Origin of the sequence: Halovivax limisalsi (genome assembly GCF_023093535.1) — an archaeon.
Taxonomy (GTDB): Archaea; Halobacteriota; Halobacteria; order Halobacteriales; family Natrialbaceae; genus Halovivax; species Halovivax limisalsi.
Genome location: NZ_CP095757.1, coordinates 3,791,676 through 3,813,305 on the forward strand (window position 1 = coordinate 3,791,676; position 21,630 = coordinate 3,813,305).

A 21,630-nucleotide genomic window follows, 5' to 3' on the forward strand; every position below is an offset into this window, starting at 1 on the left:
GGGGCGGTGTGATTATTTGGCTCTGTCCTCTTGGGGACAGCATGAGTCAGTTTAGTGGGAGCGGTCCTCTGAAACGACGTGAGCGGGCCAGCAGTCGGGGCACATATTAATACCTCGTTCGACTACAGACTTTCGAGTCTCTGATTCGAGCATCGACCCATGGACGAGAACGATCCCGCACTCGGTCACATCCGAGCGGTACTCGCCGTCGACGACATCGCTCACAACTGCGTGGCAAATTTCCTCTCGGACGATGGCCGAGTGACCGAGTAGGTCAGGGTCAAAATCGGGCGGTTCTATCATTTCAATAATCAGTAGAAACGAGACGTATTGAACCTACTGCTGTCCTTCAAAATTTTCGCGCACCCCTGCGGGGCGGGTGCAGCGCGGTGCGGGGCAGTGGTAGGTTGAACTTGTGCGCTTACGCACACCCCTAAGGGGGACCCCGACGATTCGAGTCGGGTTCCCCGACGTCGACGACGGCGACCGCCACCGTCTCGAGCTGACGGTCGGCGCGATCGCGACGGGTATCGAGTGAATTCTTCCCCGAGAAATGCGAAATAAAGGGTATAGAATAGTGATGCCTCTCACGATCGGCCCGAGGCTACGAGATCTCGGGCCCGATTCGGGACCGAAGAATCTGCGTCTCGGTCCGCGATAGCGCTCTCTGTGCAGGGCCGTGTCGAAGTTCCCCGCCAATTTCGTACTCGACCGTCGCTTTGTACTCGCCCAGCAGGAACCGGCCAGGGTCCTGACCGGCGTTCTTCCAGAGGCTGAAGCCTTCACGGAGCGCGGCGCGAATCTCGCGTTTCGCCTGCTTGATCGAATCGGCGTCGTAGGTGCCGAAATCGATCTCGATCGGTTCACCGCCTCGGTCGCGCGGGTCGACTCCATGTCGTGCGGCCCACGCTACGAACGCGCTGGCCGCCTCGTCGAGTCCGCGTTTGCTCGCCTCGATCGCCTTCGCGCCCGTCTCGAACGCGGTTCGGGCGGACTCTCGCGCTCGCTTCACGGCGTCGTGGACCATCTCGGCGATGTAGTTCGACCGGAGTGCGTACTCGCCGTATTCGCGTTCAAACAGTTGCTCCGTCCGGCGGAGCGCTCGGCGAACGCTGTCAGGGTGGCGGTCGATCTCGTCCGCGGTGCGCTTCGGCGACAGTTTGCCGCCGTCAGTCACCGCGTGATCGAGCGTTTCCCATTCGACGGGTGAGAACCCGCCGTCGGCGAGATACCGGACGACGACCGATTCCTGTTCCATCCTGATCCGCGTCAGATCGATGTCGACGACCTCGGTTTCGGCCGAGTCCATCGGATCGAAATACGAATCCGATACCCACGGATCGTTTTCACCGTCTTCGTCGGCAGGGTCGCGCGGATCGACGGGAACCCCAGCGTCGGCGAGAACCGAAAACAGCGTTTCGTCGAGCTGGCGCTTCAGTTCCTCGACCGACTCGTGATCCGCAGATATCGTCTCGTTCCACTGCGATACCTGGTAGGCGACCTCTATTTTCGGATGGGAGAGCGGGTTGTTTTCTGAGAGTGATTTAGCCTCTCGGGCCTTGTAGTGCTTGATCTCGCGGGGAAAGGTGTGCGTCGGAAACGCCTCGGCGACTCGCTTCTCGCCGAGTGTGACGGTGTGATAGAAGCCTTCGACCTGCTCGCCGTCGTTGTCGCGATCGGACTGCGTGACCTTCCGAACGCCGGAGCGGTCGTTTTCGAGTAGGTGACCGAGTGACGCAATCGGCCCATCGCGGGCGTGGATCGGCCGCGCTCTATTCTCATCGACTCGGACGTAGCGGGCGGCGTCCTGCACGTTCGACTCAACGGGCTTCTCGAAATAGCGTCGGTTCACATCGACCGCGTGGAAGCCTTCGGCGACGAGTCGGCGATAGCGCTGGAAGGCGATGTTCGACCCCTGAACCCTGACGTTGACACCCTCGGTGATCTCGTCGGGAACGCTCAACTCACTGCGCTGGCCGCGGGCGTTCTCGACCTTCATCCCCTGCCACCGGGGCCGCATGTGCGCGTTCAGAGACTGCTTCTCGGGCGGGTCTTCGTCGGGGTGGCGCTCGATGGCGAGCCGGGGCTCTAACACTCGGTCGAATTCGAACGGCGTTCCCTGCGGCGTCTCGTCGCCAGGGTGAACGATACCGCTCTCTTGGTGATACAGCGTCGCGATCCATCGCTCGCCGTCGAGTTTGAATCTCGCCTTCCGCGAGCCACCCGTCGAACCCATCGATGCACGGGTAGCCCAGTACGGCGTGAGACCGTCGTGCCCGTAGTTGTAGTTGACCGTAAACTCGTGACCAGTAGGGGCGACCGTCTCGATTTCGCTCATCGGTCACTCCTCCGCGGATCGCTTCGCCTCGATCAGGCCGGACAGCACCGTCGTCGGGTTCCACCACGTCACCTTGCCGCAGCGGTGGCAGACGTGGCGGAACGACGTGAGCGAGTCCGCCTCGAGCGTCACGGGGTCGACGTCGATCGACTGGCCGACGTCTTCCGGCCGAACCTGCTTGACGTGAACGCGCTGGCAGCCGGTGCAGATCGCGTCGACGGGAAAACCCTGCAGTCCCGACTTCGGGCTCGCGAGTTCGGCCGCGTGGTCCCGGTCGGCGTCGACGCTCACGGCTGCTCACCTCCCACGATCGGCACTCGCGACCTGGCGGGCAGCCGTCGCGGCGAGTACTGGCGCGATCGCGGGTACGCGGTCTGGCAGCCCACGCACAGGGTGAGACCGACGTCTTCGGACGGTGGCACGTACACCGTCGCGCGTCGCGGATTCACCTGGCCGTTGCACTCGACGCACCGCGTCACCGTCGCTCACCCCCGAAAGCGCCGCAGTTCGGACAGGCTTCGAACGTGAATCGTTCGTGCCCGCAATTCCCACACTCCGTTTTGTCCGATCCGTCACTCGACACGGCGCTCACCTCCGTCAGTCCGGGCCGGTGCGTGATCGCCGAAATCGGCCACCGAGTGCTGGTTGAACGCGCGGTCCGTCGACGGCTCGAAGTTCGTAATGAGCCGTTCGGTCGCCATCTTCCCGGTCCCCGCAGCGGAGTGGACCGCCTCGCGCTCGATTACGTGCCACTGCTCGCCGTTGTACAGCCCCGGCGGGACTTCGGTGTAGCTAACCAGAACGTCAGCCTCGACGTCACCCAGGGCCGCCTCAAGCGCCTCGTGTTCGGCGCTCTCCCGATACAGGTCTTCCTTCTTCCAATACGGCGGATCGACGTAGAAGACGGTCTCGGGCGAATCGTAACGCTCCAGAATCGCCTGGTAGTCCTCGTGAACGATCGACACGCCGCGGAATCGCTCGGCCACCTCGGCGATCCGTTCGGGGGCGTTCATCCAGTTTCGCGCGTTTCGCGATCCGCGTTCGTCGAGTGGGCTCTCGCGTTTGAATCCGGATTTGCGGGCGACCTTCCCCGCGTACTGACTGTACCGGAGAAAGAGCCACTGGCCCGCGTGTTCGACGTCATCCTCGGGGCGCTCGCCCTCGAAGAACGCATCCGCCCATTCGGTGTGTAGCTGCTCGCTGAACGGAACCCGCGCGCACCACTCGGCCAGTTCCTCCGGCCGCTCCCGCGCGACCCGGAAGAACGTCACGACGTCGCTATCCTTGTCGTTGAATACCTCGACGTCGCTTCGCGGTTTGTTCAGCAGGACCGACGCCGACCCGCCGAACGGCTCGACGTAGCAGGTGTGCGGCGGCAGGTGATCGATCACCCACGGGGCCAGGCGCGTTTTCCCGCCGATGTAGGGGAACGCGGACATCACCGCAGTTCACCCCCGTCGAGATCGCGGTCGCAGTACGGACAGATCGGCCGTCGCTCAGGGTTGAACGTCGCCAGGGTATCCGAGACCTTCGCACCGCACGTACACTGATACCCCACGGCTATTCACCCCCGTAGTCGACGAGCGTCGTTTGATCCTCGCCGAAAGGACTGAAGACCGTCGGCTGACGGTTCCACAGTTCAACGACCTCCTCGTAGTCCTCGGGGTCGCGCCCGACGAGCGAGCGGAACCAGTTCTTGTGAACTTCCGAGTGCGAGACGATGCCGACCGGCGAATCCGTCTCGAAGCCACAGACACGGCAGGTAAACGTCACAGCAACTCACCCCGAATCCGACGGACCTCGCGAGCGCACGACGGACACAGCCGCCGGGTCGCGGGGACGGACGTCTCGCAGCGCACGCACTCGTCGCGTTCGACGAGGCGGCTCATGCTTTCCCCCCGAACCTGACGGTGTGATAGGCGGTTTCCAGGGTATCGAGGAAAAGCGAAAACACGCCGCGTTGGTTCTCGGTCTCTCGATGTTGCCCGTTGCTACACCAGATACAGCCCACATCACCGGGGAAGGTGTGAAGTTCGCAGTCGCATTGCTGGCACTGACAGGGATCCGTCGGGCGACCCCGTTCGAGGGCCATCTCTCGATAGCAATCGTCCAAGAGAGCCGGAAACTCGGCCCTCAGCTTGTAGTACCGAAGCGCATCGGCTTCGATCTCCGCGCGGGCTTTCTCCTCAGCCTCGCGGATCAATTCGTCCCGTCTAGTGGTCCCGCCGTCGGTGACGAGCTGGCGCTCTTCGGTCGCGATCGCCTCGCGGACCTCGGCGTCGGTCGCCTGGGTCGCCGGGTGGGCTATGGGCGTACGACTTTCGACGTCGTACAGACGGCTCGCTCGGACGAACTCGCCCGTCACCGTCGCTCACCTCCGTCGGTCGCGACCTGTCGATTGCGCTCGATTCGTCGCGAACAGTTACGGCGGTGACCGGCCTCGGAGTGGCCGTCGAGAAGCCGGGTACAACGGCACCCGCACTCGGGACAGCGGAACTCTCGGTTGGTCGTCGGGGTGGGCGCGATGTAGACCCGCTTTCGGAAAATTTCGGGGTCGATATCGGAAACGCCGGTCATGCCGACCACCTTCGTTCGGCTACAAAATTCGCCAGAGGGCGATGGGGTGCAACCAGTCGCTGGTTGGGCTCCGGTTTCAAATGGCCGATTTCAAAAACCGTATACTGGCCGAATGGGTGCCCGAAACGCCCGGAATCGGCGCTTCCGGGAACGGCTAGGAATCGAGTAGTTCTCGAATGGGCCCTGTCGGATTCGAACCAACGACCACTCGGTATCCCCCGAACCCGGACGACCCGGCGTTCGTTATGAGCCGAGCGCTCTTACCAGACTGAGCTAAGGGCCCTCGTGTCGAGGAAACTCCGCCACGGTAGTAACAGTTTCTGTCCACGTCTACGAGTCGAGGAGGCAACCGTACGTTACTAACGTCTCGTACGTCCCATTCGTTACGTACGTTTATACTCTGTCGACCCGTACTCGCATCCGATGTCGATCGATATCGATCGGTTCGAGGAAGGCTCGCCGGACGAACTCCGGGAGCTGAGCAACCCGGAGCGCGTCCTTCGGTTTCTCTACGGAAATCGCGAGCGCGCCTGGAAGGCGAGCGAAATTGCCGCGCGAACGTCGGTTTCGGAGAACTCGATTCACCCGGTCCTCTCTCGCCTGGAGGACCGGGAGCTCGTTCGGCACAAGGGACCGTACTGGGCCATCACCGACGACCTCGATCGCCTTCGACGGGCGTACGATACGCACCGCGTAACCCAGCTCTTCGACGATCTCTACGGGAGCGAGGATCGAGACGAGTGGGTTTCGGCGAGTGAGGACGGTGACTGAGATGGGACTCGAGCGCGGAACCATCGTGTACGCTGACGACCCGTTCAAAGGAGCTGACGCCGGAAGACCGTGGCTCGTCTGCAACACGTCGCAGATGCCGTTCGCCGAGCAGCAATCGATCGCGCTCACCCTGACGACGAAGACGTGGTACGACGAACGGATTTGCATCGCAGCAACCGACGTGGTAGACGGGGAACTCCCCCGGTCGAGTTCGATTCTTCCCTGGGCGATCGCCTCCATCGAGCGCGATGCGATCGACGAACGGCTCGCACGGGTGGCGCCGTCGCTCGTCGACGAAGCGATTCTGCACTGCGTGTCGTACCTCGGCCTCGATCCGACCGAGTGGCGCTGAATCGCCTGCCGCTTCGGTTGCGACCGCCACCGGATAGCTCGATCGACCGATAGAACGTGACCGATCACTCACCCCTCGTATGCGTCCAGCGTCGTCTCCTCCAGCGCCGCCCGATGCGCGGTCGCCAGTCCCGCCAGGTGCGGCGCTTCGGGGACGATCAGCTCCTCGCAGGCCGTCTCGCAGGCGTTCGTACTCCCCGGCAGGCAGAAGACGGGCGTGTCCGCGGCGATGCCGGCCGTGGCCCGCGAGGCCATCGCCCGCGTTCCGACCTCGTCCCACGACAGCATCCGGAATAGCTCGCCGAATCCCGGTACCTCGCGTTCGAACAGCGAGTCGACGGCCTCCGGCGTGACGTCGTCCGCGCTCACGCCCGTGCCGCCGGTCGTCACCACCACGTCGATCTCCCGGCGATTCACCAGTCCGCGCACCGCCGAGCGGATCGCCGCGTAGTCGTCGCGGACCAGGACCCGCTCGCGAACCTCGTGGCCCGCGGATTCGAAGCAGGCCTGGACGGTGTCCCCGCCGGGGTCGTCGGGCGTGCCGTCCGCGTCGGCCCGCGAACTCGAGACGGTCACGATCGCGACGAACAGCGGGTCGATGACGTCGTGGCCGTGGTCGTCCGTTCCGCGTCGGTCACTCGTGGACATGTCCGTGCGATTCTCGGTGGCAGACCAAAGCGGTGTCCCTCCGGGTCGAATCGAAAACGGAGAACGGGCGGATCGGTTCGCGAGCGTTACTCCAGATTGTCGAGCCCGAACCCGGCGATCGCGGCCGTCACGGCGAGTCCGACGACGGCGCCGACGGCACCGAGGAGTTCGTCGCCGAGGCTGATCGACCTCGCCGCCGGCAGACCGCTCGGTTCGAAGACGGACACGAGAAGCAACAGGCCGACGATGGCGACCGCGGAGCCCGCCGCCGCGGCGATCGCGGCCGGCTTGTGCGATGCCTCGCTGATCTCGTCGTTGAGGTGGTAGTACAGCGCCAGTCCGACGGCGAGCAGCGCGAGGGGCGCGATCGCCGAGTTGAGACTCGTCGCTGCGGCGCGGTAGAACGCCTCCTCGGTGCCGGAGAAGTAGGCCGCTCCGTCGTCTCCGAGCGTCGCCGAGAGCCCGGTTGTCAGGAACATCCCGGCCGCCACCACACCGTAGACGAGGGCGCCGAACTTCGCGAAGTCGGCTGGCTCCGACGCCGACGCCGATTCGAACGTTACCTCCTCACCTGTCTGCGCTGTCTGTCCTTCGGACATCGTAGACGGCAAGGGAGGTAATCAAGTTAAATACTATGACTGTGTTTATATACTCAATTTAAATTTCCGACCATATATCGTTGTTTTTCTCGTTAATTCGTAGAAGGAACGCCAGTCACGCTCGGTTCCCCTTCCGTCTGGTGAATTCTATAACGGACCGACCTGGAGTCAGACGTTCACAGGGGCGTCTCATCGCGTCGTCATCGACCGTGCCGCTCCGATTGTCCGTTCGCTCGGAGCTGTCACTCCTCGCGAGAAAGGTCCGAGAATCGGACGCCGAAGCCAGGACTCGAACCTGGGACAACCTCGTTAACAGCGAGGTGCTCTACCATCTGAGCTACTTCGGCTCGGTTTCGAGTAGTCGTGAGCGTTTCATAGGGCTTTCGCTTTGCCGGCCTGCGATACGGTGGCACGCTGGAGTCGGCGCAGGCGTCGGGCGGGTGCGTGCATCACCGTCGTTTCAGGGCGTCGGCGAGACCTTTACGGGCGCCGCCCGTCGAGGTGGCACAATGGACCTGGCGTCGGAGCTCGCGCGTCACACCCTCGACCACCTGTCGCTCAACGTGGCGCTGCTCTCCGCCGACGGAACGATCCGCGCCTCGAACGAATCCTGGCGGCGATTCGGCCGGGCGAACGACATCCAGACGGCCCCCGATACGGTCGGCGAGAACTACCTCGAGGTGACCACGCGCGGTGACGACCCCTACGCCCAGGCCGCGGCGGAGGGCATCGCATCGCTGCTCGACGGCGAGCGCGAGACGTTCTCGCTCGAGTATCCGTGCCACTCCCCCGAAGCGGAGCGCTGGTTCCTGCTCTCGGCGAGTCGGTTCGCGTACGACGGGAGCCGGTACGTGGTCGTCGCCCACCAGAACATCACCGAGCGCGTCGCCGCGGAGCAGGCGGTCGATCGGGAACGGGCCCGGCTCTCGCACCTGCTCGATCGCCTCTCCGGCCTGCTGCAGGACGCGTCGGCCGACCTCGTCGGCGCCGCGGATCGGGCCGCGGTCGAGACGACGCTCTGCGAGCGGCTGGCCGCCGACGACGCCTATCTGGGCGTCTGGGTCGGCCGAACGTCGTTGGCGCGCGATCGCGCGACCGTCAGCGCGAGGGCCGCCGCACCCGACGCGGACGCTGCGGCGATCCTTCCCGCGATCGACGACGAGATCAGCCTCGCCGGGTCGGACGCCGAGGCGCACCCGCTCGCCCGATCGATCGACGCTCGGACGCCGGTGGTTCTCACCGCCGCGGACTCGGTCGGTTCGGACGGTGGCTCACGGACCGCGGCGCCGACGGAGCCGACGGATGCGACGGTGACGGAATCGGCGACGGCGCCCGGCTCAATCACGTCACCCGGCCCGTCGACGCCACCGTCCGAGATCGAGACCGACCCGTCCCGACGGACGGCCGGGTGGGCGACGGTGACCGATCGATTGTGCCGGCCCGACGCGACGGCGGACGCCGTCGTCGAGTCGATCCCCCGGACCGACGACGGCGCGGGCGGCGTGGTGACGGTGCCCCTCGCATCCGGCGAGGGAGTCTACGGCGTGCTCGCGTGCTACGCCCATCGCGGCGGCGACCTGACCGATTCGGAGCTGGCCATCCTCGAAGCTCTCGGGCGAATCGCGGGGGCCGCGATCGACGCGCTGGAGAGTCGACGCCGACTCGTCGTCGACGCCGCCACGGAGCTGACGTACGCGATTCGGGACCCGTCGTTCCCGCTGCTATCGCTCGCGAGGGCGCTCGAGAGCGACGTCGAATACGGCGGATCGGTACACCGATCGGGCGACCGGTACGTGCGATTTCTGACGGCGGCCGTGGACGAAGCGACGATGCGCGCCGCGGCGGCGGAGCTCGACGGGGTCGTCGACGCCGAGCGCATCGCGGCGGTCGAACCGCCGCTGTTCGAGCTCCGGCGAGCGGGGCCCGGTCTCGTCGAATCCCTCGCCGACCGCGGGGCGTCCGTTCGGTCGATGTCGGCGACGCCCGAGGAGGCTCGCCTGACCGTCGACGTCGCGGCGAATCAGAAGCCGCGCGCGATCGACGACCTGCTCTCCGGACTGTACGAGGCGGTCGACCTCCGCGGGTATCACGAACGCGACCGGTCGCCGGCGACGGCCGAGACATTTCGCGACCGGGTCGTCGGTCAGTTGACGGACCGCCAGCGTGACGTGCTCCAGCGTGCCTACCTCGCCGGCTTCTACGCGGATTCGCGGTCGGCGACCGGCGCGGATCTGGCGGAGTCGATGGGGATCACGCGCGCAACCTTTCACGAACACCGGCGGGCCGCCGAACGCACGGTGCTCGCCGCGCTGTTCGATCCGGAGCCTTACCAGTAAGGGAGCCCGCTTACCTCCGTCTCGCCCCTCTTGCCACCACCGTGGACTCACAGTCAGGCGGCCCCTCGACCGAGCAACTCTCGACGAGCGAAGCCGTCCATCGTCGGACCGGACGGACGTTCTATCTCGCGACGCGGCTGTTTCCCCGGCGCATCCGCGAGGCGACGCACGTCTGTTACGCGTTCTTTCGCCTCGCCGACGAGGTCGTCGACGATCCGGACGACGCCCAGTGCGCAGGACAGTATCGCGAACTCGCGCGCATCGAAGCGGCCGCGCTGGGTCGCCGGTCCACGGACGATCCCGTCCTCGACGCCTTCGCCGCGCTCCGCGAGCGCTACGACGTTCCGGCACACGAGGTTCGGACCTTCATCGACGCGATGCGGATGGATCTCGAGCTGGACCGCTACGAGAGCCACGACGAACTGTCGCGATACCTCCGCGGCTCGTCCGTCGCGGTCGGCAACATCATGCTCTCGGTGATGGCACCCCACGACCCCGGGACGGCGCGCCCGCACGCGGCGGCGCTCGCGGAGGCCTTCCAGTTGACCAACTTCCTGCGGGACGTCCGCGAGGACGTCTTGCAACACGACCGGGTCTACCTGCCACAGGAGACGCTCGATCGGTTCGGCGTGACCGACGAGCAGGTTCGCTCGCTCACCTACTCCGACGCGTTCGCCGACGCCATCCGGTCGGAGTTGCGGCGAACGGAAGCGCTGTATCGCCGGGGCGTCGAGGGGATCGGGTACCTGCCCGCCGACTGCCAGTTCCCGGTGCTCCTCGCCGCCGTCCTCTACGCCGAACACCACCGGTTGATCCGCGCGCGAGAGTGCGACGTGCTCTCCGCGCGGCCGACGCTCTCCTGGCCCCGGCGCCTGGCCGTCCTCGCGCGAACCTGGTGGCACTGGCGCCGAAGCGGCGACCCCGTGTCGACGTTCGAAGCGGCGTCCGCGGTCCCGTCCCCGTCGGACGACGACCGCCACCGCGTCGCCCACCGGTCGCGCTCTCTCGTTCGGCGACTGTTTCGCGCGTGAACGGCCGCCGGAATCGCGACTCGCTCGCCACGTCTCCGGTGTCGGTCGCTGATGCCGCCGCTTCGCCCATCACGCCGGATGTTTCGATACGCTTTCCCCGTCCGCCCGCAAAGAACGGGTCAATGAATCGCGACCGGGACGACGCGCTGGCCGACGTGCTCGAACGGATTCACGATCGCGTCGCCCCCGACGCGGACGAGCGAGCGGCTTTCCGCGATGTCTCCGGCCGGTTGCTCACCCGGGCCGAGGCCGCCGCGAAAGACCGCCATCCCGAGGCCGACGTCGTCCTGGTCGGCTCGACCGCGCGGGACACCTGGGTCAGCGGGGATCGCGACGTCGACGTCTTCGTCCGCTTCCCGCCGGAGGTGGACCGCGAAACGCTCGAACGAGACGGGCTGGCGGTCGGACACGAGACCCTTCCCGACGGCCACGAGGAGTACGCCGAACACCCCTACGTCACCGGCACCGTCGAGGGGTTCGACGTCGACGTCGTCCCCTGCTATCGCCTCGAGCGCGCGACCGACATCCGATCGGCGGTCGATCGCACCCCGTTTCACGACGACTACTTACAGGAGCGCCTCGACGCCGACCTGGCCGCCGACGTTCGTCTCGCGAAGGCGTTCACGAAGGCGATCGGCGTCTACGGCAGCGATCTCAAGACGCGGGGCTTCAGCGGCTACCTCACCGAACTCCTGGTCGTCGAGTACGGCAGTTTTCGCACCCTCTGCGAGGCGGCCGCGGACTGGTCGCCGCCGGTCCACCTCGATCCCGAGGACCACACCGCGGGGCGCGAGACGGCGTCGCCGTCTCGAGATCCGGCGGTCGACGACGTCGACCTCCCCTTCGACGATCCGCTGGTCGTCATCGACCCGACCGATCCGGAGCGCAACGTCGCCGCCGTCTGCTCGGCCGAGAACGTCGCCCGGTTCCAGCACTTCGCGCGCGACCTGCTGGCCGACCCCAGGCTCGACCTCTTCGAGGCCGAGGAACCCGAGGCGATCGACCCCACCGCCGTCCAGTCCCACCTCGATCGGCGCGGAACGACGCCGTTCGCCGTTCGCTTCGACGCACCCGACCTCGTCGACGACCAGCTCTACCCCCAGCTCGAACGCTCCCGATCCGGCCTCGTCGACGCGCTGAACCGACGCGGCTTCGACGTCTGCCGGAGCGCCGCGTGGGCGGACGAGACGGCCGTCCTCCTGGTCGAATGCGCCGTCGCCGAGCGGCCCGACATCGAGCGCCACGAGGGACCGCCCGTCTCGGTCCGCGAGCACGCCGAGGGGTTCTACGACGCCTACGCCGACAATCCGTCCGTCTACGGTCCGTTCGTCGACGGCGATCGCTACGTCGTCGAGCGCGAACGGGAGTACGCTACCGCCCGCGACTTCCTCGCGTCCGATCTGCTGTCGGTCAGACTCGGCGCGCACGTCGAGTCCGCGCTCGAGGACGGATACGAGGTCCTCGTCGGGGACGATATCACGGCCCTCTGCGAGGAGTTCGGCGTCGAACTGGCGGCCTACTTCGATCCGAGACCCTGAATTGAGCGGTAGTGTTGCCGGTACGCTTTCTCGTTCGTGAACGAATAAGCCGGACTGCGGTCACCGTACGGCGACAGTTCGATAGTCATCTGTCGAGGCGATTCGTGGGTAATACTTTTCTCGTATTACCCACTTGGTACCGATATGCCCCGCGTGACGACCAAGGGTCAGGTAACGATTCCGAAGGAGATTAGAGACGAGCTCGGGATCGAACCAGGCGACGAGATCGGATTCGAAGCGATCGAGTCCGGATACCGAATCGAGAAGAAGGAACCGACGACCGAAGCGGGCGACGATCCCTTCGAGACGTACCGCGGGAGCGCCGACAGCGACGAGACGATGACGGATCGAATGCGCAGGCTCCGCGGCGAATACCCCCGTGACGTCGACGAAGACGACGAGTCGGAGGGAGCGACGTGATCACGGCAGTCGACACCAATGCGCTTCTCGCGCTGTTGTACGCGGACGACCACGCAGATGACAGCGAAACTGCGCTTCGTCGCGCCTATCGGTCGGGGAGAGTCGTACTGACGCCGGTCGCGTACGCCGAACTCGCTGCGGACGGTCACTTCGATTCGACGGAGGAGCTCGATAGATTTCTCTCGGATCTCAGTATTCAACTCGTCGAACCGTCGCGGGAGGCGCTGTTTCGGGCGGGAGAGGAGTTCAACCGGTACGCGGACCGTCGACCGAACGGATTGCAATGTCCGTCCTGTGGGGCGAAACGGACAGTCAACTGCGACGCGTGTGGCTCGAATCTCGCACCACGTCGGCACATAGCCGCAGACTTCGTCATCGGCGGACACGCGACCGTCGATGCCGACGCGCTGGTCAGTTTCGATCGGGGCTTCTACGAATCGTATTTTCCGACGCTGACCGTTCACTCGTCGGAGAGCTGACTACCTCGCTCCGCAGGCCCGGCCGGTACTCCGCTTCGAATCGTGAATCACTAGCGCTCGATGTCGTGTGCGGCGGCAACCTCGTCGAGCACCGACTCGACCGCGTCGTCGATCTCGTCGTCCGGTTCGATCGGGTCGCGTCCGTCGAAGGTCTCGTGGACGGCGGCGACGCTGTCAGCGAGCACTTCGAGGCTGTAGCCGCCTTCGAGGACGAATCCCAGCCCGGCGTCGGCCGCGTCGGCGATCCGTCGCGCGCGATCGGTCATGAGCGCGTAGCCCTCGGTCGTCAGCCGCACGCGCGAGATCGGGTCGTGACGATGGGCGTCGAACCCCGCGCTGACGAGCACCAGATCGGGGTCGAAGTCGGCGAGCGCGGGGTCGAGCACGTCGTCGAACGCGGCCACGTAGGCGGCGTCCGTCGCCGAGGCGGGCATCGGCACGTTCATCGTCGTCCCCGATCCAGCTCCCTCGCCGATGTCGTCGGCCGCCCCGGTGCCGGGGTAGAGCCCCTCCTCGTGGATCGAGGCGAAGAAGACGTCGCCGCGGTCGAAGAAGATATCCTGCGTCCCGTTGCCGTGGTGGACGTCCCAGTCGACGATCGCGACGCGTTCGGCCAGCCCCTCGTCGATCGCGTGCTGGGCGGCGACGGCGACGTTGTTGACGAAGCAAAACCCCATGGCGTCGTCGACCACGGCGTGGTGACCCGGCGGCCGGCCGATCGCGAACGGGGTCTTTCGCCCGCCCGGCCCGGAACGGGCCGCTTCGGCCGCCCAGCAGGCGAGGCCGGCGGCCCGCAGCGTCGCGTCCCAGGTCTCCTTCACCGCCGTGGTGTCCGGGTCCCAGCTCCCGCCGCCGTCGGCGCAGAAGGTGCGAAAGTCCTCGACGTAGTCGGCGTCGTGGACCGCTTCGAGCGTCGCGACCGCGACGGCGTCGGCCTCGACGTACTCGACGCCGTGGGCCCGCGCCAGTCGCGAGCGGATGGCGTCGAGCCGGTCCGGCGTCTCCGGATGGCGCGGACCCGGGTCGTGTTTCAGACACGTTTCGCTGTACCCGAAGCGCATCAGGGAGTCACTCGAACAGGGCGAAGTAGGTCTCGACGTCGTCGTCGATGATCGTTCGTCTGTCGGCGTGATGGGCGAGGATGGCCGCGCCACGGGCGACGTTGTCGGCGAAGTCCTCGAGGATATCCGCGAGCGCGATGCGGGCGTCCATCGAGACGCGATACCGGTCGTCGATGTCGAGGCGGGCGATCCGGTCGACCGGCGCGATCGGCAGCGTGAGTTCGTCGGCGTCGATCACCGTCTCGACGCCGAAGTCGGCCGCCATCAGCGTCTTTCGCCCGTCGGCGTCGGCGCGCTCGGCTGCATCCTGAGCCAGCCGCGCCCCGTGGCGCTGGATCCGCCGGGCGAGTTCCTCCGCGGCGTCGGCGCTCACCCGGAGGTCACCCGCGTTTCGCCGGATGACCGTGTCGACGGGCGCGAACGGCAACTCGACGTTCATACGCGGATAGCGGCGGGTGACGCCCTTAATGCTTTCCGTGCGACGGTCCGCCAATGAGCGATCACTGGGACCGGACGGGCCGACGCCGCGGGTCAAAACAGTTCGTCGGCGTCGAGGCGGTCGTCCTCGACGACGCCGCGGGCGGTCACTTCCTCGCCGAGGGTGACGTCGGTGCCCGACTCGACGCGCATCGTCGTCTCGCCGTCGTCGAGGATGATCGGATCGCCGGCCTGGACGACGACGCCGGTGAACTCGACGTGCTCGCCCGCCTCCGGTCCGGCGGCCGCGGGGTCCGACACGGCGGGTTCGGTCGTCCCGTCAGCCGGCCCCGCATCGACGGTATCGCCGGACTGCTCCGCTTCGTCGTCCGACGCCTCCGCCTCGCCGCCGTCGGCCGCCCCCGCGGCGCCGTCGCCGGCGAACGACGAGAGACCCGGCGAGTCGGCCGTCCCACCGTCGTCGCTCGCCTCGTCGGCCGACTCGAGCACCGAGATGGTCGAGCGCCAGCCGGCCGACGCCTCGAGGTCGTCCTGCCAGCCGTCCTGGATCTCGACGTCGGCCAGCGCGACCTCGTCGCCCGGACCGAGGTCGACGTCCGCTTTATCGCCCCAGAGGGCGACGCGGATGTCGCCCGTCGCGTCCTGGACGCGGATGTTTCGCACCTGGCCTTCGGAGCCGTCGTCGCGATCGAACGTCCGGACGGGGTCGGCCGAGCGGACGACGCCTTTGAGGTCGACCGTCTGGTCGATCTCGACGTCCGCGATCGGCGTCGCGTCCGGGACGTATTCGACGTCCGCGTCGACGACCTCGACGGTGCCCTGGTTGCCGACGTGGAGTTCGAGATCGCCGTCGCGCTCGCGGACGTAGCCGTCGACGACCTCGACGGTCTCGCCGGCGTCGATCTCGGTCGCGAGGGCCGCCTGCTCGTCCCAGAGCGTCACCCGGACGCGGCCGGTCTCGTCGCCGAGGGTGAGATTCGAGACCTTCCCCTCGGAGCCGTCGTCGCGGTCGAACGTCCGGACGGCGTCGGTTTCGAGCACTTTACCGACGAGTGTGACGTCCGAGAGGCCGAGCGAGAGGTCCTCGACCGTGTGCGTATCCGAGAGGGAGACCTCGATCTCCGTCTCGTCGTCCGGCTGGGCCTCGTCGACGTTGACCTCGACGCCGTTGTAGCCGTCCTTCGGCCGGCCCTTGATCCGCAGGACCTCGCCCGCCTCGATCTCCTCGACGGCCGCGGCGGCGCGCTCGTCCCAGAAGGTGATCCGGATCGCTCCCGTCTCGTCCGCGACGTCGACGTTGACGACGCGCCCGTCCTCGTCCTCGCCCTCGCGTTCGAACGTCCGGAGCTCGCCGACGCTCGTCACCTTCGCGACGAACTTCACCTCCTCCATGCCGGGTTCGATGTCCGCGATCCCCCCGACCTCGCTCTCGCCCACCTCGTGGGCGACGAGCATCGCCGCGGTCTCCTCGTCCGCGAGGCCGCCCATCTGCTCGACCTTGGCCGCGACGGCCTCGCGAAACTCCTCGAGGGAGACGTCCGCCTCGAGATCTTCGTAGATCCCCTCGATGTCGCTCATGCTATGGCGACACTGGATCTATCCGCGCATAAGTATTGTCAAAACGCGCGGCGATCCGCCCGCTGGCCACCCCCGGAGGCGGGGTAGCGACGAACGCAGAGAGAGAGAGAGTGGGCTGCAGGCCACGCGGGTCGGCGGGGGCGCGAGATGACGATCTGCAGGCTGAATCGCGCCCGCCACTCAGTTAGACAGCCTGGTCGACGACCGTCTCCTCGCCGACGCGATCGGTGTGGACGACGACCACCGACGACAGGTCGCCCGATTCGATCTCGATCGTCGCCTCGTACTCGATTCTGGCGATCTGCTGGGTACACATCCCGTCGTCCGTCTCCTCGAGTTCGACGGCAACCGTGAGCGTCCCGTCCTCGAGCGTCGTCTCGCTGACGACCGCCTCGTGACACGGCGTCGCGCCCTCGAGCTGGCCCGCGATCTCGACGGTATCGCCGTCGACCGTGACGTCGGCCCTGCTCGCGATGGTGCGGCCGCTCTCCTTCTGGCGGTCGAGCGCCTCCTGGTTGACCGTCCGGATCGACGGCGTGGCCGATCCGGTCTGTCCGCCATCGCCGCCGTCGCCACCGTCATCGTCGCCCAGACAGCCGGCGAATGCGGTGATCGTCGCGGTGCTTCCGATTCCAGCCAGCAGTGCTCGTCGTTGCATACCATGCCTTTGGTATTCGATTATAAAATACGTTTTCGAAGGTAAAATAGCATTTACACCTAGTGAATGTATACGAAACGCGTCTGCACACGGGATCCTATCGGAGGGGAGCATCGGCACCGGCCGTCGCCGTCCGCGAAACCGCGGGACGGCGCGTGCCCCCGTTTCGAAAGGGCTTTAACCGAACCGGCGGTAGAGAGAGGTGAGTCCTGATAGGGTAGTGGACTATCCTCTTGGCTTGCGGAGCCAGGGACCGGAGTTCAAATCTCCGTCAGGACGTTTTCACCGACGAAACACCGCCGAGCGTAGCGAGGCGTCCGCGTCGGTGAAAACGCCTATGCGGAGATTTGAGCAGACCAGTGGCAGCCCAGAACGGCGCGAAGCGCCGCACGCCCGGACCCTCTGGGCGAGTTCAAATCTCCGTCAGGACGCTCACTCCTCGCGAGTGCTTCACTGCGTTCAGCACTCGCTTCGTCGTTCGGTCCTGACGTGCTCCACGCTCGCTCCGCTCGCGTGGAACTCCGTCAGGACGCTCATTCCTCGCGCGAGGGCCGAGCGAACGGAGTGAGCGAGGACCTCGACCAGACGAACGGTGAACGAAGTGAACCGTGAGTCGCGAGTGCTTCACGTTGTTCAGCACTCGCTTCGTCGGTCGGTCCTGACGTGCCCAACGCTCGCTCCGCTCGCGTTAGACTTCGTTAGGACACTCCTCTGCCGGACGCCCGGCAGCCCCCTCGTGAGCGTTGGCAGATCCACGCCGCGGGTATCAATCAGAACACGAAGCGTTCGACGAGTCGTCCGAGCAGTCCTGGCCGGTCAGATTCGTGTGCGTGCACGCCGAGAGCCGGACACTCCACGGATTCGATCACGCGATCGGCCAGTCCGTCCCGGAGTTCGTTCCGGAGCCCGGGCGTTCGGCTCATGATGAGGAACTCCGCCGATCGGCCGAGTTCGATCAGGTCACGCGCCGACCCGTCCGTCTCGACGATCTCGGTGGTGACGGGCGCCGTACAGAGGGCGGCCAGTTCCGCGTGATAGTCCGCGATCGTTCGCTCGAAGTCGCCCGTCGAGGCACCCTCGACCGCGTAGACGAGGTCGATCGTCGCGTCCATCTCCGAGGCGAGCGCGTCGGCGATGCGGACCTTCGCGGGGTCGTAGGGCGACTGATCGGCCAGGACCGTGATCGTGTCGATCTCGTCGAACGGGCGATCCTCGACGAGGACGACGTCACACGGGGCGCGCCGGAGGATCCACTCGACCGGACTCCCGATGAACCGGTGGCGGAGCCCGCCCGGCTGACGCTCCATCAGGAGGAGGTCGGCGTCGTCGTGGGCGGCGAAGTTGACGATCGCGTGTCTCGTGTCGTGGCTGACGATCTCCCCGTACCGGACGGGGACGTCGAACGACGCGGAGAGCTGGTCCGTCTGGGCCTCGAACTCGAGATCGGCCGGCGACTGGATCTCCGAGGCGTAGTCGAGGGGCACCTGGTCGGGCACCTCGTCGAACTGGACGACGGTGACCCTGCCGTCGTGTTTTCGCGCGACGTCGGCGGCGATCCGGATCAGTCGCCGTTCGCGCGCCTCGCTCGTCCCCTCCGTGAGCGCCACGAGAACGTCGTAGGCGTCCCGATCGAGCGACGCCTCCGTCCGCTCGATGACGCGCTGGCCCGCTTCGCGTCGCATCGTCTCGACGGCGGCGCCCTCGCGATCGATCCGCGGCCGGGCGTAGAGCCAGTACCACCCCGCGCTCCCGACCGTGATGACGATCGCGCCGAGGAGGGCCTCGCGACCCATCTGGGTCAGGAGGACGAGCCCGCTCGCGATGCCGAACAGTTGCACCGCCGGGTAGAGCGGCGATTCGAACGCGGGGTCGTAGTCGTCCAGGTCGGCCCGACGAAAGGCGATCAGCGCGAAATTGATGAGGACGAAGACGAGGATCTGGAACGCGCTGGCGAGCTTCGCGATTTCGAGAATGGGGACGAACGCGATCAGGACAATCATCACGCCGCCGGTCAGCGTGATCGCCGTCGTCGGCGTGCCGAACCGATCGCTGACGACGGCGAACAGGCCGGGAACGAGTCCGTCTCGGCTCATCGCGAAGGGATAGCGAGACGAGGAGAGGATTCCGGCGTTGGCCGTGCTGACGAGTGCCAATACCGCCGCGATGACGACGGCGATGACGCCCGCCTCGGCGAGCGTCGCCTCCGCGGCGATCGCCATCGGCGTCTCCGTGTCCGCGAGCTCGTCAAGCGGCGCGACGCCGACCATGACGGCCACGATGAGCACGTAGAGGATCGTGGTCACCAGCAGCGAGCCGAGGATCCCGAGCGGGATGTTCCGCCCCGGGTTCTCGACCTCCTCGGCGACGCTCGCGACCTTCGTCACGCCGGCGTAGGAGACGAAGACGAGCCCGGTCGCGGCGAGGAGCCCGCCGGCGCCGTCGGCGAAGAACCCGTCGAACTGGGCCGTCTCCACCGCGGGCGCGCCGCCGGCGACGAACCAGCCGAGCGCGGCGAGCATCGCCGCGACGATGACGATCTGGAGCCGACCGGTCTGTTTCGCGCCGAGCACGTTGACCAGAATGAGGACGATAGCGAGCCCGATGGCCACCGGCTCGACCGGGAGATCGAATTCGATCAGGAGATAGGGGACGCCGCCGACGAGCGCGAGCGCGCCCTTGAACGCCAGCGAGAACCACGTGCCGACGCCCGCGATGGTTCCGAGCAGCGGCCCCATCCCGCGCTCGATGTAGATGTAGGTCCCGCCGGCCTCCGGCATCGCCGTCGCCATCTCGGACTTGCTGAGTGCTGCGGGGACCACGAGTACCCCGGCGATCAGGTACGCGAGGACGACTCCGGGGCCGGCCGTATCGATCGCCAGCGCCGGGAGGATGAAGATCCCGCTGCCGATCATCGCGCCGATACTGATCGCCAGGACCGCGGGTAGTCCGAGGTCTCGTTCGAGGTCTTTGGTCATGGGAGGTCGGTTTCGTCTCGCGGCCGGGACACCGCCCGGGCGGCCGGTTTCGACGTCCGAATCGGGTCTCGCCGCGACACCGTTCGTTCTGGAAATGAAACGGCCGGGTTATAAACTCCAGGGTTTCTGTTCGATCGTCCGCAACCGATAGGATCAATTTTGAATGTGGCGAATGATGAGGAAAATCCGGACATTTCTTCAGATTCCGCCACCCGAGCGGTCGATGCGACTCGAATAGCCGCGTTCGACCGTCGAGCGTCGGCCTGGCCACCAACCACGTTGGGTCACGGCTCTCGATCACCGTCGAAAATCGTGACCGACGCCCGACGGACGTGGGCTCGGCTGAAAGGGCGACGAAGGGAGTACAACCTCGATACCGACACCGTCGGCCGGTCCCCCGTCGCCGGATCCCTCCGCAACGGGCCTCCTCGACCCCCTGCGGGCCACAACACCTACCCATGCCTCGCAGAAACGTAGGCGCGATGTCCGGATCACAACCAGCTGATGCGAGCCAGCAACCCGGGAGACAGTCGGATCGAGAGACCGCCGGTTCGGTTACCGACATCCTGGGCGAGGAGTCGGGGAAGCGATTTCTGAAGTACATCGTCGGCGTCTACGCCGTCGTCGCGATCGGGTACGGGATCGGCCTCTTCCTGCTCGACGCCATCGGGGGATCGGAGGTCGCCACCATCGGCTACGTGTCCCTGTTCGTCCCGATTCTCGGCGCCCCGATCATCGCGATGGTGACCGGCCTGCTCACCGGTCTCCGGTTGGAAACCGACGACCGATCGGCCGCGCTGACCAGCGCGGTCGGGGCGTTCGTCGGCTTCGTCGTGCTCCTCTTCCTGATCCTGATTTTCGCCAGCATCGTCGCCGACGGCGGGAGCAGCGGTGGCGGCGGTGGCGGCGGCAGTCTCAGCGACTTCTTCGGCCCGCTCGTCGCCTTCGGCACGGGCGTCGCGGCCACCGGCGCCGGAACGACCTACGTCGTGAAACGCATCGGGATCTAACGACACCGAACTTTTTCCGCCTCGGGTGCGCGATGCGCACCGCGTGGCGGCTCTGCCGCCACGTCATTCGGTTGCGGGCCGTTGGCCCGCAACCCGCTCGGCGCAAAAACTTCGATGAAAAAGGCCGACGGCTCGGCCTGCGGCCTCGCCGTCGGGCAACCGTGCTCGCTTCGTTCGCACTGATGCTGGCGCTCTTTGCGTCGATATGCCGGACCACAGCCAGCGGGTCGGAAACGTGTTCCGGACCGTTCCAGTTGGCCTAGTCGGCAGTTGTAAACCGTATCAGGCGTCGTCCTCGGTCGATTCGGGCGGGAGGAATAGGTCGGGTTCGTCGTGGCCGAACTGGACGGCGTCGTCGCCGGAGAGCGGGCGGAGCGTGATCGTGATCGTCTCGCTCGATCGAACGGCCTCGATCATCGCCTCGGCGCCGCCGACGTGATAGGTCATCGGAACGTAGATGGCGGTCTCGGTCGGTTCGTCGTACAGTGAGAGTAAGAGGAAGACGACGTTCTCGCGCGCCTGACGGTAGACGGTGGTGCGCTCGAACGTGCGTCCGTCGTCCTCGACCCACTCCCGCAAGGTGTCGAACGTCTCGCCCGGGACGAGAACGTCGAGTCCGGCGTGCTCGGGCGGGTCGGCGATGGGGGTAACGTCGCCCGGCGAGAGGAGGTGAGTCTCCCAGCCGGCCTCGCGGTCGTCGGCCGCGATCGCCTCGCAGTCGTCGACGAAGTCCGACCAGTAGCGGGCGATCGCCTCGCGTTCGAGGAAGTGTGCCATATCGTCCCTGGGTGATCGGACGGCTAAAGACTGTTCACATCGACT

At 66.4% G+C, this 21,630-nt stretch carries 21 protein-coding genes and 3 tRNA genes; 9 read left to right on the forward strand and 15 right to left on the reverse strand.

Annotation, left to right across the window (positions count from 1 at the left end):
- Window positions 1-604: 604 nt before the first annotated feature.
- From MXA07_RS17660 to MXA07_RS17685, 6 genes are all read right to left on the reverse strand, one after another.
- Window positions 605-2,338, reverse strand: coding sequence for a DUF7845 domain-containing protein (locus MXA07_RS17660; RefSeq protein WP_247729908.1), 1,734 nt, complete (start codon window positions 2,336-2,338; stop codon window positions 605-607).
- Between the two features lie 3 nt (window positions 2,339-2,341).
- Window positions 2,342-2,629 (reverse strand): hypothetical protein, encoded by a 288-nt coding sequence (locus MXA07_RS17665; protein ID WP_247729909.1) that lies wholly within the window; start codon window positions 2,627-2,629, stop codon window positions 2,342-2,344.
- 281 nt (window positions 2,630-2,910) lie between these two features.
- Complete coding sequence (locus tag MXA07_RS17670) at window positions 2,911-3,777, reverse strand: DNA adenine methylase (RefSeq protein ID WP_247729910.1); 867 nt, start codon at window positions 3,775-3,777, stop codon at window positions 2,911-2,913.
- Window positions 3,778-3,898: 121 nt separating this feature from the next.
- Window positions 3,899-4,111: a hypothetical protein gene (locus tag MXA07_RS17675; RefSeq protein WP_247729911.1), complete on the reverse strand. Its 213-nt coding sequence runs from the start codon at window positions 4,109-4,111 to the stop codon at window positions 3,899-3,901.
- A gap of 112 nt (window positions 4,112-4,223) precedes the next feature.
- Window positions 4,224-4,703 carry a hypothetical protein gene (locus tag MXA07_RS17680; protein WP_247729912.1) on the reverse strand — a complete coding sequence of 160 codons (480 nt, stop codon included), beginning with the start codon at window positions 4,701-4,703 and terminating at the stop codon, window positions 4,224-4,226.
- 389 nt (window positions 4,704-5,092) lie between these two features.
- Window positions 5,093-5,198: transfer RNA gene (locus MXA07_RS17685), tRNA-Ile, on the reverse strand.
- A gap of 140 nt (window positions 5,199-5,338) precedes the next feature.
- Between MXA07_RS17685 and MXA07_RS17690 the strand changes: the two genes are divergently transcribed.
- Together MXA07_RS17690 and MXA07_RS17695 are read left to right on the forward strand one after the other, a co-directional pair.
- On the forward strand, window positions 5,339-5,686 hold the full coding sequence (locus MXA07_RS17690) for a MarR family transcriptional regulator (RefSeq protein WP_247729913.1): 348 nt from the start codon (window positions 5,339-5,341) through the stop codon (window positions 5,684-5,686).
- A gap of 1 nt (window position 5,687) precedes the next feature.
- On the forward strand, window positions 5,688-6,038 hold the full coding sequence (locus MXA07_RS17695; protein ID WP_247729914.1) for a type II toxin-antitoxin system PemK/MazF family toxin: 351 nt from the start codon (window positions 5,688-5,690) through the stop codon (window positions 6,036-6,038).
- 68 nt (window positions 6,039-6,106) lie between these two features.
- Here the strand turns inward: MXA07_RS17695 and MXA07_RS17700 are convergent, their stop codons facing one another.
- The 3 genes from MXA07_RS17700 to MXA07_RS17710 all read right to left on the reverse strand — a co-directional run bounded on the left by MXA07_RS17700 (window position 6,107) and on the right by MXA07_RS17710 (window position 7,631).
- Complete coding sequence (locus MXA07_RS17700) at window positions 6,107-6,685, reverse strand: MogA/MoaB family molybdenum cofactor biosynthesis protein (RefSeq protein WP_247729915.1); 579 nt, start codon at window positions 6,683-6,685, stop codon at window positions 6,107-6,109.
- 86 nt (window positions 6,686-6,771) lie between these two features.
- Window positions 6,772-7,284 (reverse strand): hypothetical protein, encoded by a 513-nt coding sequence (locus MXA07_RS17705; RefSeq protein ID WP_247729916.1) that lies wholly within the window; start codon window positions 7,282-7,284, stop codon window positions 6,772-6,774.
- Between the two features lie 274 nt (window positions 7,285-7,558).
- A tRNA-Asn gene (locus MXA07_RS17710) sits at window positions 7,559-7,631 on the reverse strand.
- A gap of 162 nt (window positions 7,632-7,793) precedes the next feature.
- Here MXA07_RS17710 and MXA07_RS17715 point away from each other — a divergent pair.
- From MXA07_RS17715 to MXA07_RS17735, 5 genes are all read left to right on the forward strand, one after another.
- A complete protein-coding gene (locus MXA07_RS17715; protein WP_247729917.1) occupies window positions 7,794-9,620 on the forward strand; it encodes a bacterio-opsin activator domain-containing protein in 1,827 nt (608 codons plus the stop codon).
- A 41-nt stretch (window positions 9,621-9,661) separates the two neighbouring features.
- Complete coding sequence (locus MXA07_RS17720; protein ID WP_247729918.1) at window positions 9,662-10,651, forward strand: phytoene/squalene synthase family protein; 990 nt, start codon at window positions 9,662-9,664, stop codon at window positions 10,649-10,651.
- A 122-nt stretch (window positions 10,652-10,773) separates the two neighbouring features.
- Window positions 10,774-12,189, forward strand: a complete 1,416-nt coding sequence (gene cca / locus MXA07_RS17725; RefSeq protein ID WP_247729919.1) for a CCA tRNA nucleotidyltransferase — start codon at window positions 10,774-10,776, stop codon at window positions 12,187-12,189.
- A 144-nt stretch (window positions 12,190-12,333) separates the two neighbouring features.
- Window positions 12,334-12,609, forward strand: a complete 276-nt coding sequence (locus MXA07_RS17730) for an AbrB/MazE/SpoVT family DNA-binding domain-containing protein (RefSeq protein WP_247729920.1) — start codon at window positions 12,334-12,336, stop codon at window positions 12,607-12,609.
- Window positions 12,606-13,088, forward strand: coding sequence for a type II toxin-antitoxin system VapC family toxin (locus MXA07_RS17735; RefSeq protein ID WP_247729921.1), 483 nt, complete (start codon window positions 12,606-12,608; stop codon window positions 13,086-13,088). The genes MXA07_RS17730 and MXA07_RS17735 overlap by 4 nt, the downstream gene beginning before the upstream one ends.
- A 50-nt stretch (window positions 13,089-13,138) precedes the next feature.
- Here the strand turns inward: MXA07_RS17735 and MXA07_RS17740 are convergent, their stop codons facing one another.
- The 4 genes from MXA07_RS17740 to MXA07_RS17755 all read right to left on the reverse strand — a co-directional run bounded on the left by MXA07_RS17740 (window position 13,139) and on the right by MXA07_RS17755 (window position 16,823).
- Entirely contained in the window at window positions 13,139-14,149 is a 1,011-nt protein-coding gene (locus MXA07_RS17740; protein ID WP_247729922.1) for a histone deacetylase family protein, read from the reverse strand.
- Window positions 14,150-14,156: 7 nt separating this feature from the next.
- A complete protein-coding gene (locus MXA07_RS17745) occupies window positions 14,157-14,588 on the reverse strand; it encodes a histone family protein (protein ID WP_247729923.1) in 432 nt (143 codons plus the stop codon).
- A 92-nt stretch (window positions 14,589-14,680) separates the two neighbouring features.
- Window positions 14,681-16,165: a single-stranded DNA binding protein gene (locus tag MXA07_RS17750; RefSeq protein ID WP_247729924.1), complete on the reverse strand. Its 1,485-nt coding sequence runs from the start codon at window positions 16,163-16,165 to the stop codon at window positions 14,681-14,683.
- A gap of 184 nt (window positions 16,166-16,349) precedes the next feature.
- Window positions 16,350-16,823, reverse strand: coding sequence for a hypothetical protein (locus MXA07_RS17755; RefSeq protein WP_247729925.1), 474 nt, complete (start codon window positions 16,821-16,823; stop codon window positions 16,350-16,352).
- Window positions 16,824-17,029: 206 nt separating this feature from the next.
- Here MXA07_RS17755 and MXA07_RS17760 point away from each other — a divergent pair.
- A tRNA-Arg gene (locus MXA07_RS17760) sits at window positions 17,030-17,102 on the forward strand.
- 491 nt (window positions 17,103-17,593) lie between these two features.
- Here MXA07_RS17760 and MXA07_RS17765 read toward each other — a convergent pair.
- A complete protein-coding gene (locus MXA07_RS17765; protein WP_247729926.1) occupies window positions 17,594-19,798 on the reverse strand; it encodes an amino acid transporter in 2,205 nt (734 codons plus the stop codon).
- A 482-nt stretch (window positions 19,799-20,280) separates the two neighbouring features.
- On the opposite strand from MXA07_RS17765, the gene MXA07_RS17770 reads away from it, so the two are divergent.
- Complete coding sequence (locus MXA07_RS17770; protein WP_247729927.1) at window positions 20,281-20,808, forward strand: hypothetical protein; 528 nt, start codon at window positions 20,281-20,283, stop codon at window positions 20,806-20,808.
- A 282-nt stretch (window positions 20,809-21,090) separates the two neighbouring features.
- Here the strand turns inward: MXA07_RS17770 and MXA07_RS17775 are convergent, their stop codons facing one another.
- Window positions 21,091-21,585 carry a DUF7529 family protein gene (locus MXA07_RS17775; RefSeq protein ID WP_247729928.1) on the reverse strand — a complete coding sequence of 165 codons (495 nt, stop codon included), beginning with the start codon at window positions 21,583-21,585 and terminating at the stop codon, window positions 21,091-21,093.
- Window positions 21,586-21,630 lie beyond the last annotated feature (45 nt).

What these genes read in the sequence shown, in the direction of transcription:
- MXA07_RS17705 (WP_247729916.1), bottom strand. Translation starts at nt 7,284, where the DNA reads ATGTCCGAAGGACAGACAGCGCAGACAGGTGAGGAGGTAACGTTCGAA.
- MXA07_RS17690 (WP_247729913.1), top strand. Translation starts at nt 5,339, where the DNA reads ATGTCGATCGATATCGATCGGTTCGAGGAAGGCTCGCCGGACGAACTC.
- MXA07_RS17765 (WP_247729926.1), bottom strand. Translation starts at nt 19,798, where the DNA reads ATGACCAAAGACCTCGAACGAGACCTCGGACTACCCGCGGTCCTGGCG.
- MXA07_RS17740 (WP_247729922.1), bottom strand. Translation starts at nt 14,149, where the DNA reads ATGCGCTTCGGGTACAGCGAAACGTGTCTGAAACACGACCCGGGTCCG.
- MXA07_RS17695 (WP_247729914.1), top strand. Translation starts at nt 5,688, where the DNA reads ATGGGACTCGAGCGCGGAACCATCGTGTACGCTGACGACCCGTTCAAA.
- MXA07_RS17770 (WP_247729927.1), top strand. Translation starts at nt 20,281, where the DNA reads ATGTCCGGATCACAACCAGCTGATGCGAGCCAGCAACCCGGGAGACAG.
- MXA07_RS17755 (WP_247729925.1), bottom strand. Translation starts at nt 16,823, where the DNA reads ATGCAACGACGAGCACTGCTGGCTGGAATCGGAAGCACCGCGACGATC.
- MXA07_RS17715 (WP_247729917.1), top strand. Translation starts at nt 7,794, where the DNA reads ATGGACCTGGCGTCGGAGCTCGCGCGTCACACCCTCGACCACCTGTCG.
- MXA07_RS17750 (WP_247729924.1), bottom strand. Translation starts at nt 16,165, where the DNA reads ATGAGCGACATCGAGGGGATCTACGAAGATCTCGAGGCGGACGTCTCC.
- MXA07_RS17775 (WP_247729928.1), bottom strand. Translation starts at nt 21,585, where the DNA reads ATGGCACACTTCCTCGAACGCGAGGCGATCGCCCGCTACTGGTCGGAC.
- MXA07_RS17745 (WP_247729923.1), bottom strand. Translation starts at nt 14,588, where the DNA reads ATGAACGTCGAGTTGCCGTTCGCGCCCGTCGACACGGTCATCCGGCGA.
- MXA07_RS17670 (WP_247729910.1), bottom strand. Translation starts at nt 3,777, where the DNA reads ATGTCCGCGTTCCCCTACATCGGCGGGAAAACGCGCCTGGCCCCGTGG.
- MXA07_RS17700 (WP_247729915.1), bottom strand. Translation starts at nt 6,685, where the DNA reads ATGTCCACGAGTGACCGACGCGGAACGGACGACCACGGCCACGACGTC.
- cca (WP_247729919.1), top strand. Translation starts at nt 10,774, where the DNA reads ATGAATCGCGACCGGGACGACGCGCTGGCCGACGTGCTCGAACGGATT.
- MXA07_RS17660 (WP_247729908.1), bottom strand. Translation starts at nt 2,338, where the DNA reads ATGAGCGAAATCGAGACGGTCGCCCCTACTGGTCACGAGTTTACGGTC.
- MXA07_RS17730 (WP_247729920.1), top strand. Translation starts at nt 12,334, where the DNA reads ATGCCCCGCGTGACGACCAAGGGTCAGGTAACGATTCCGAAGGAGATT.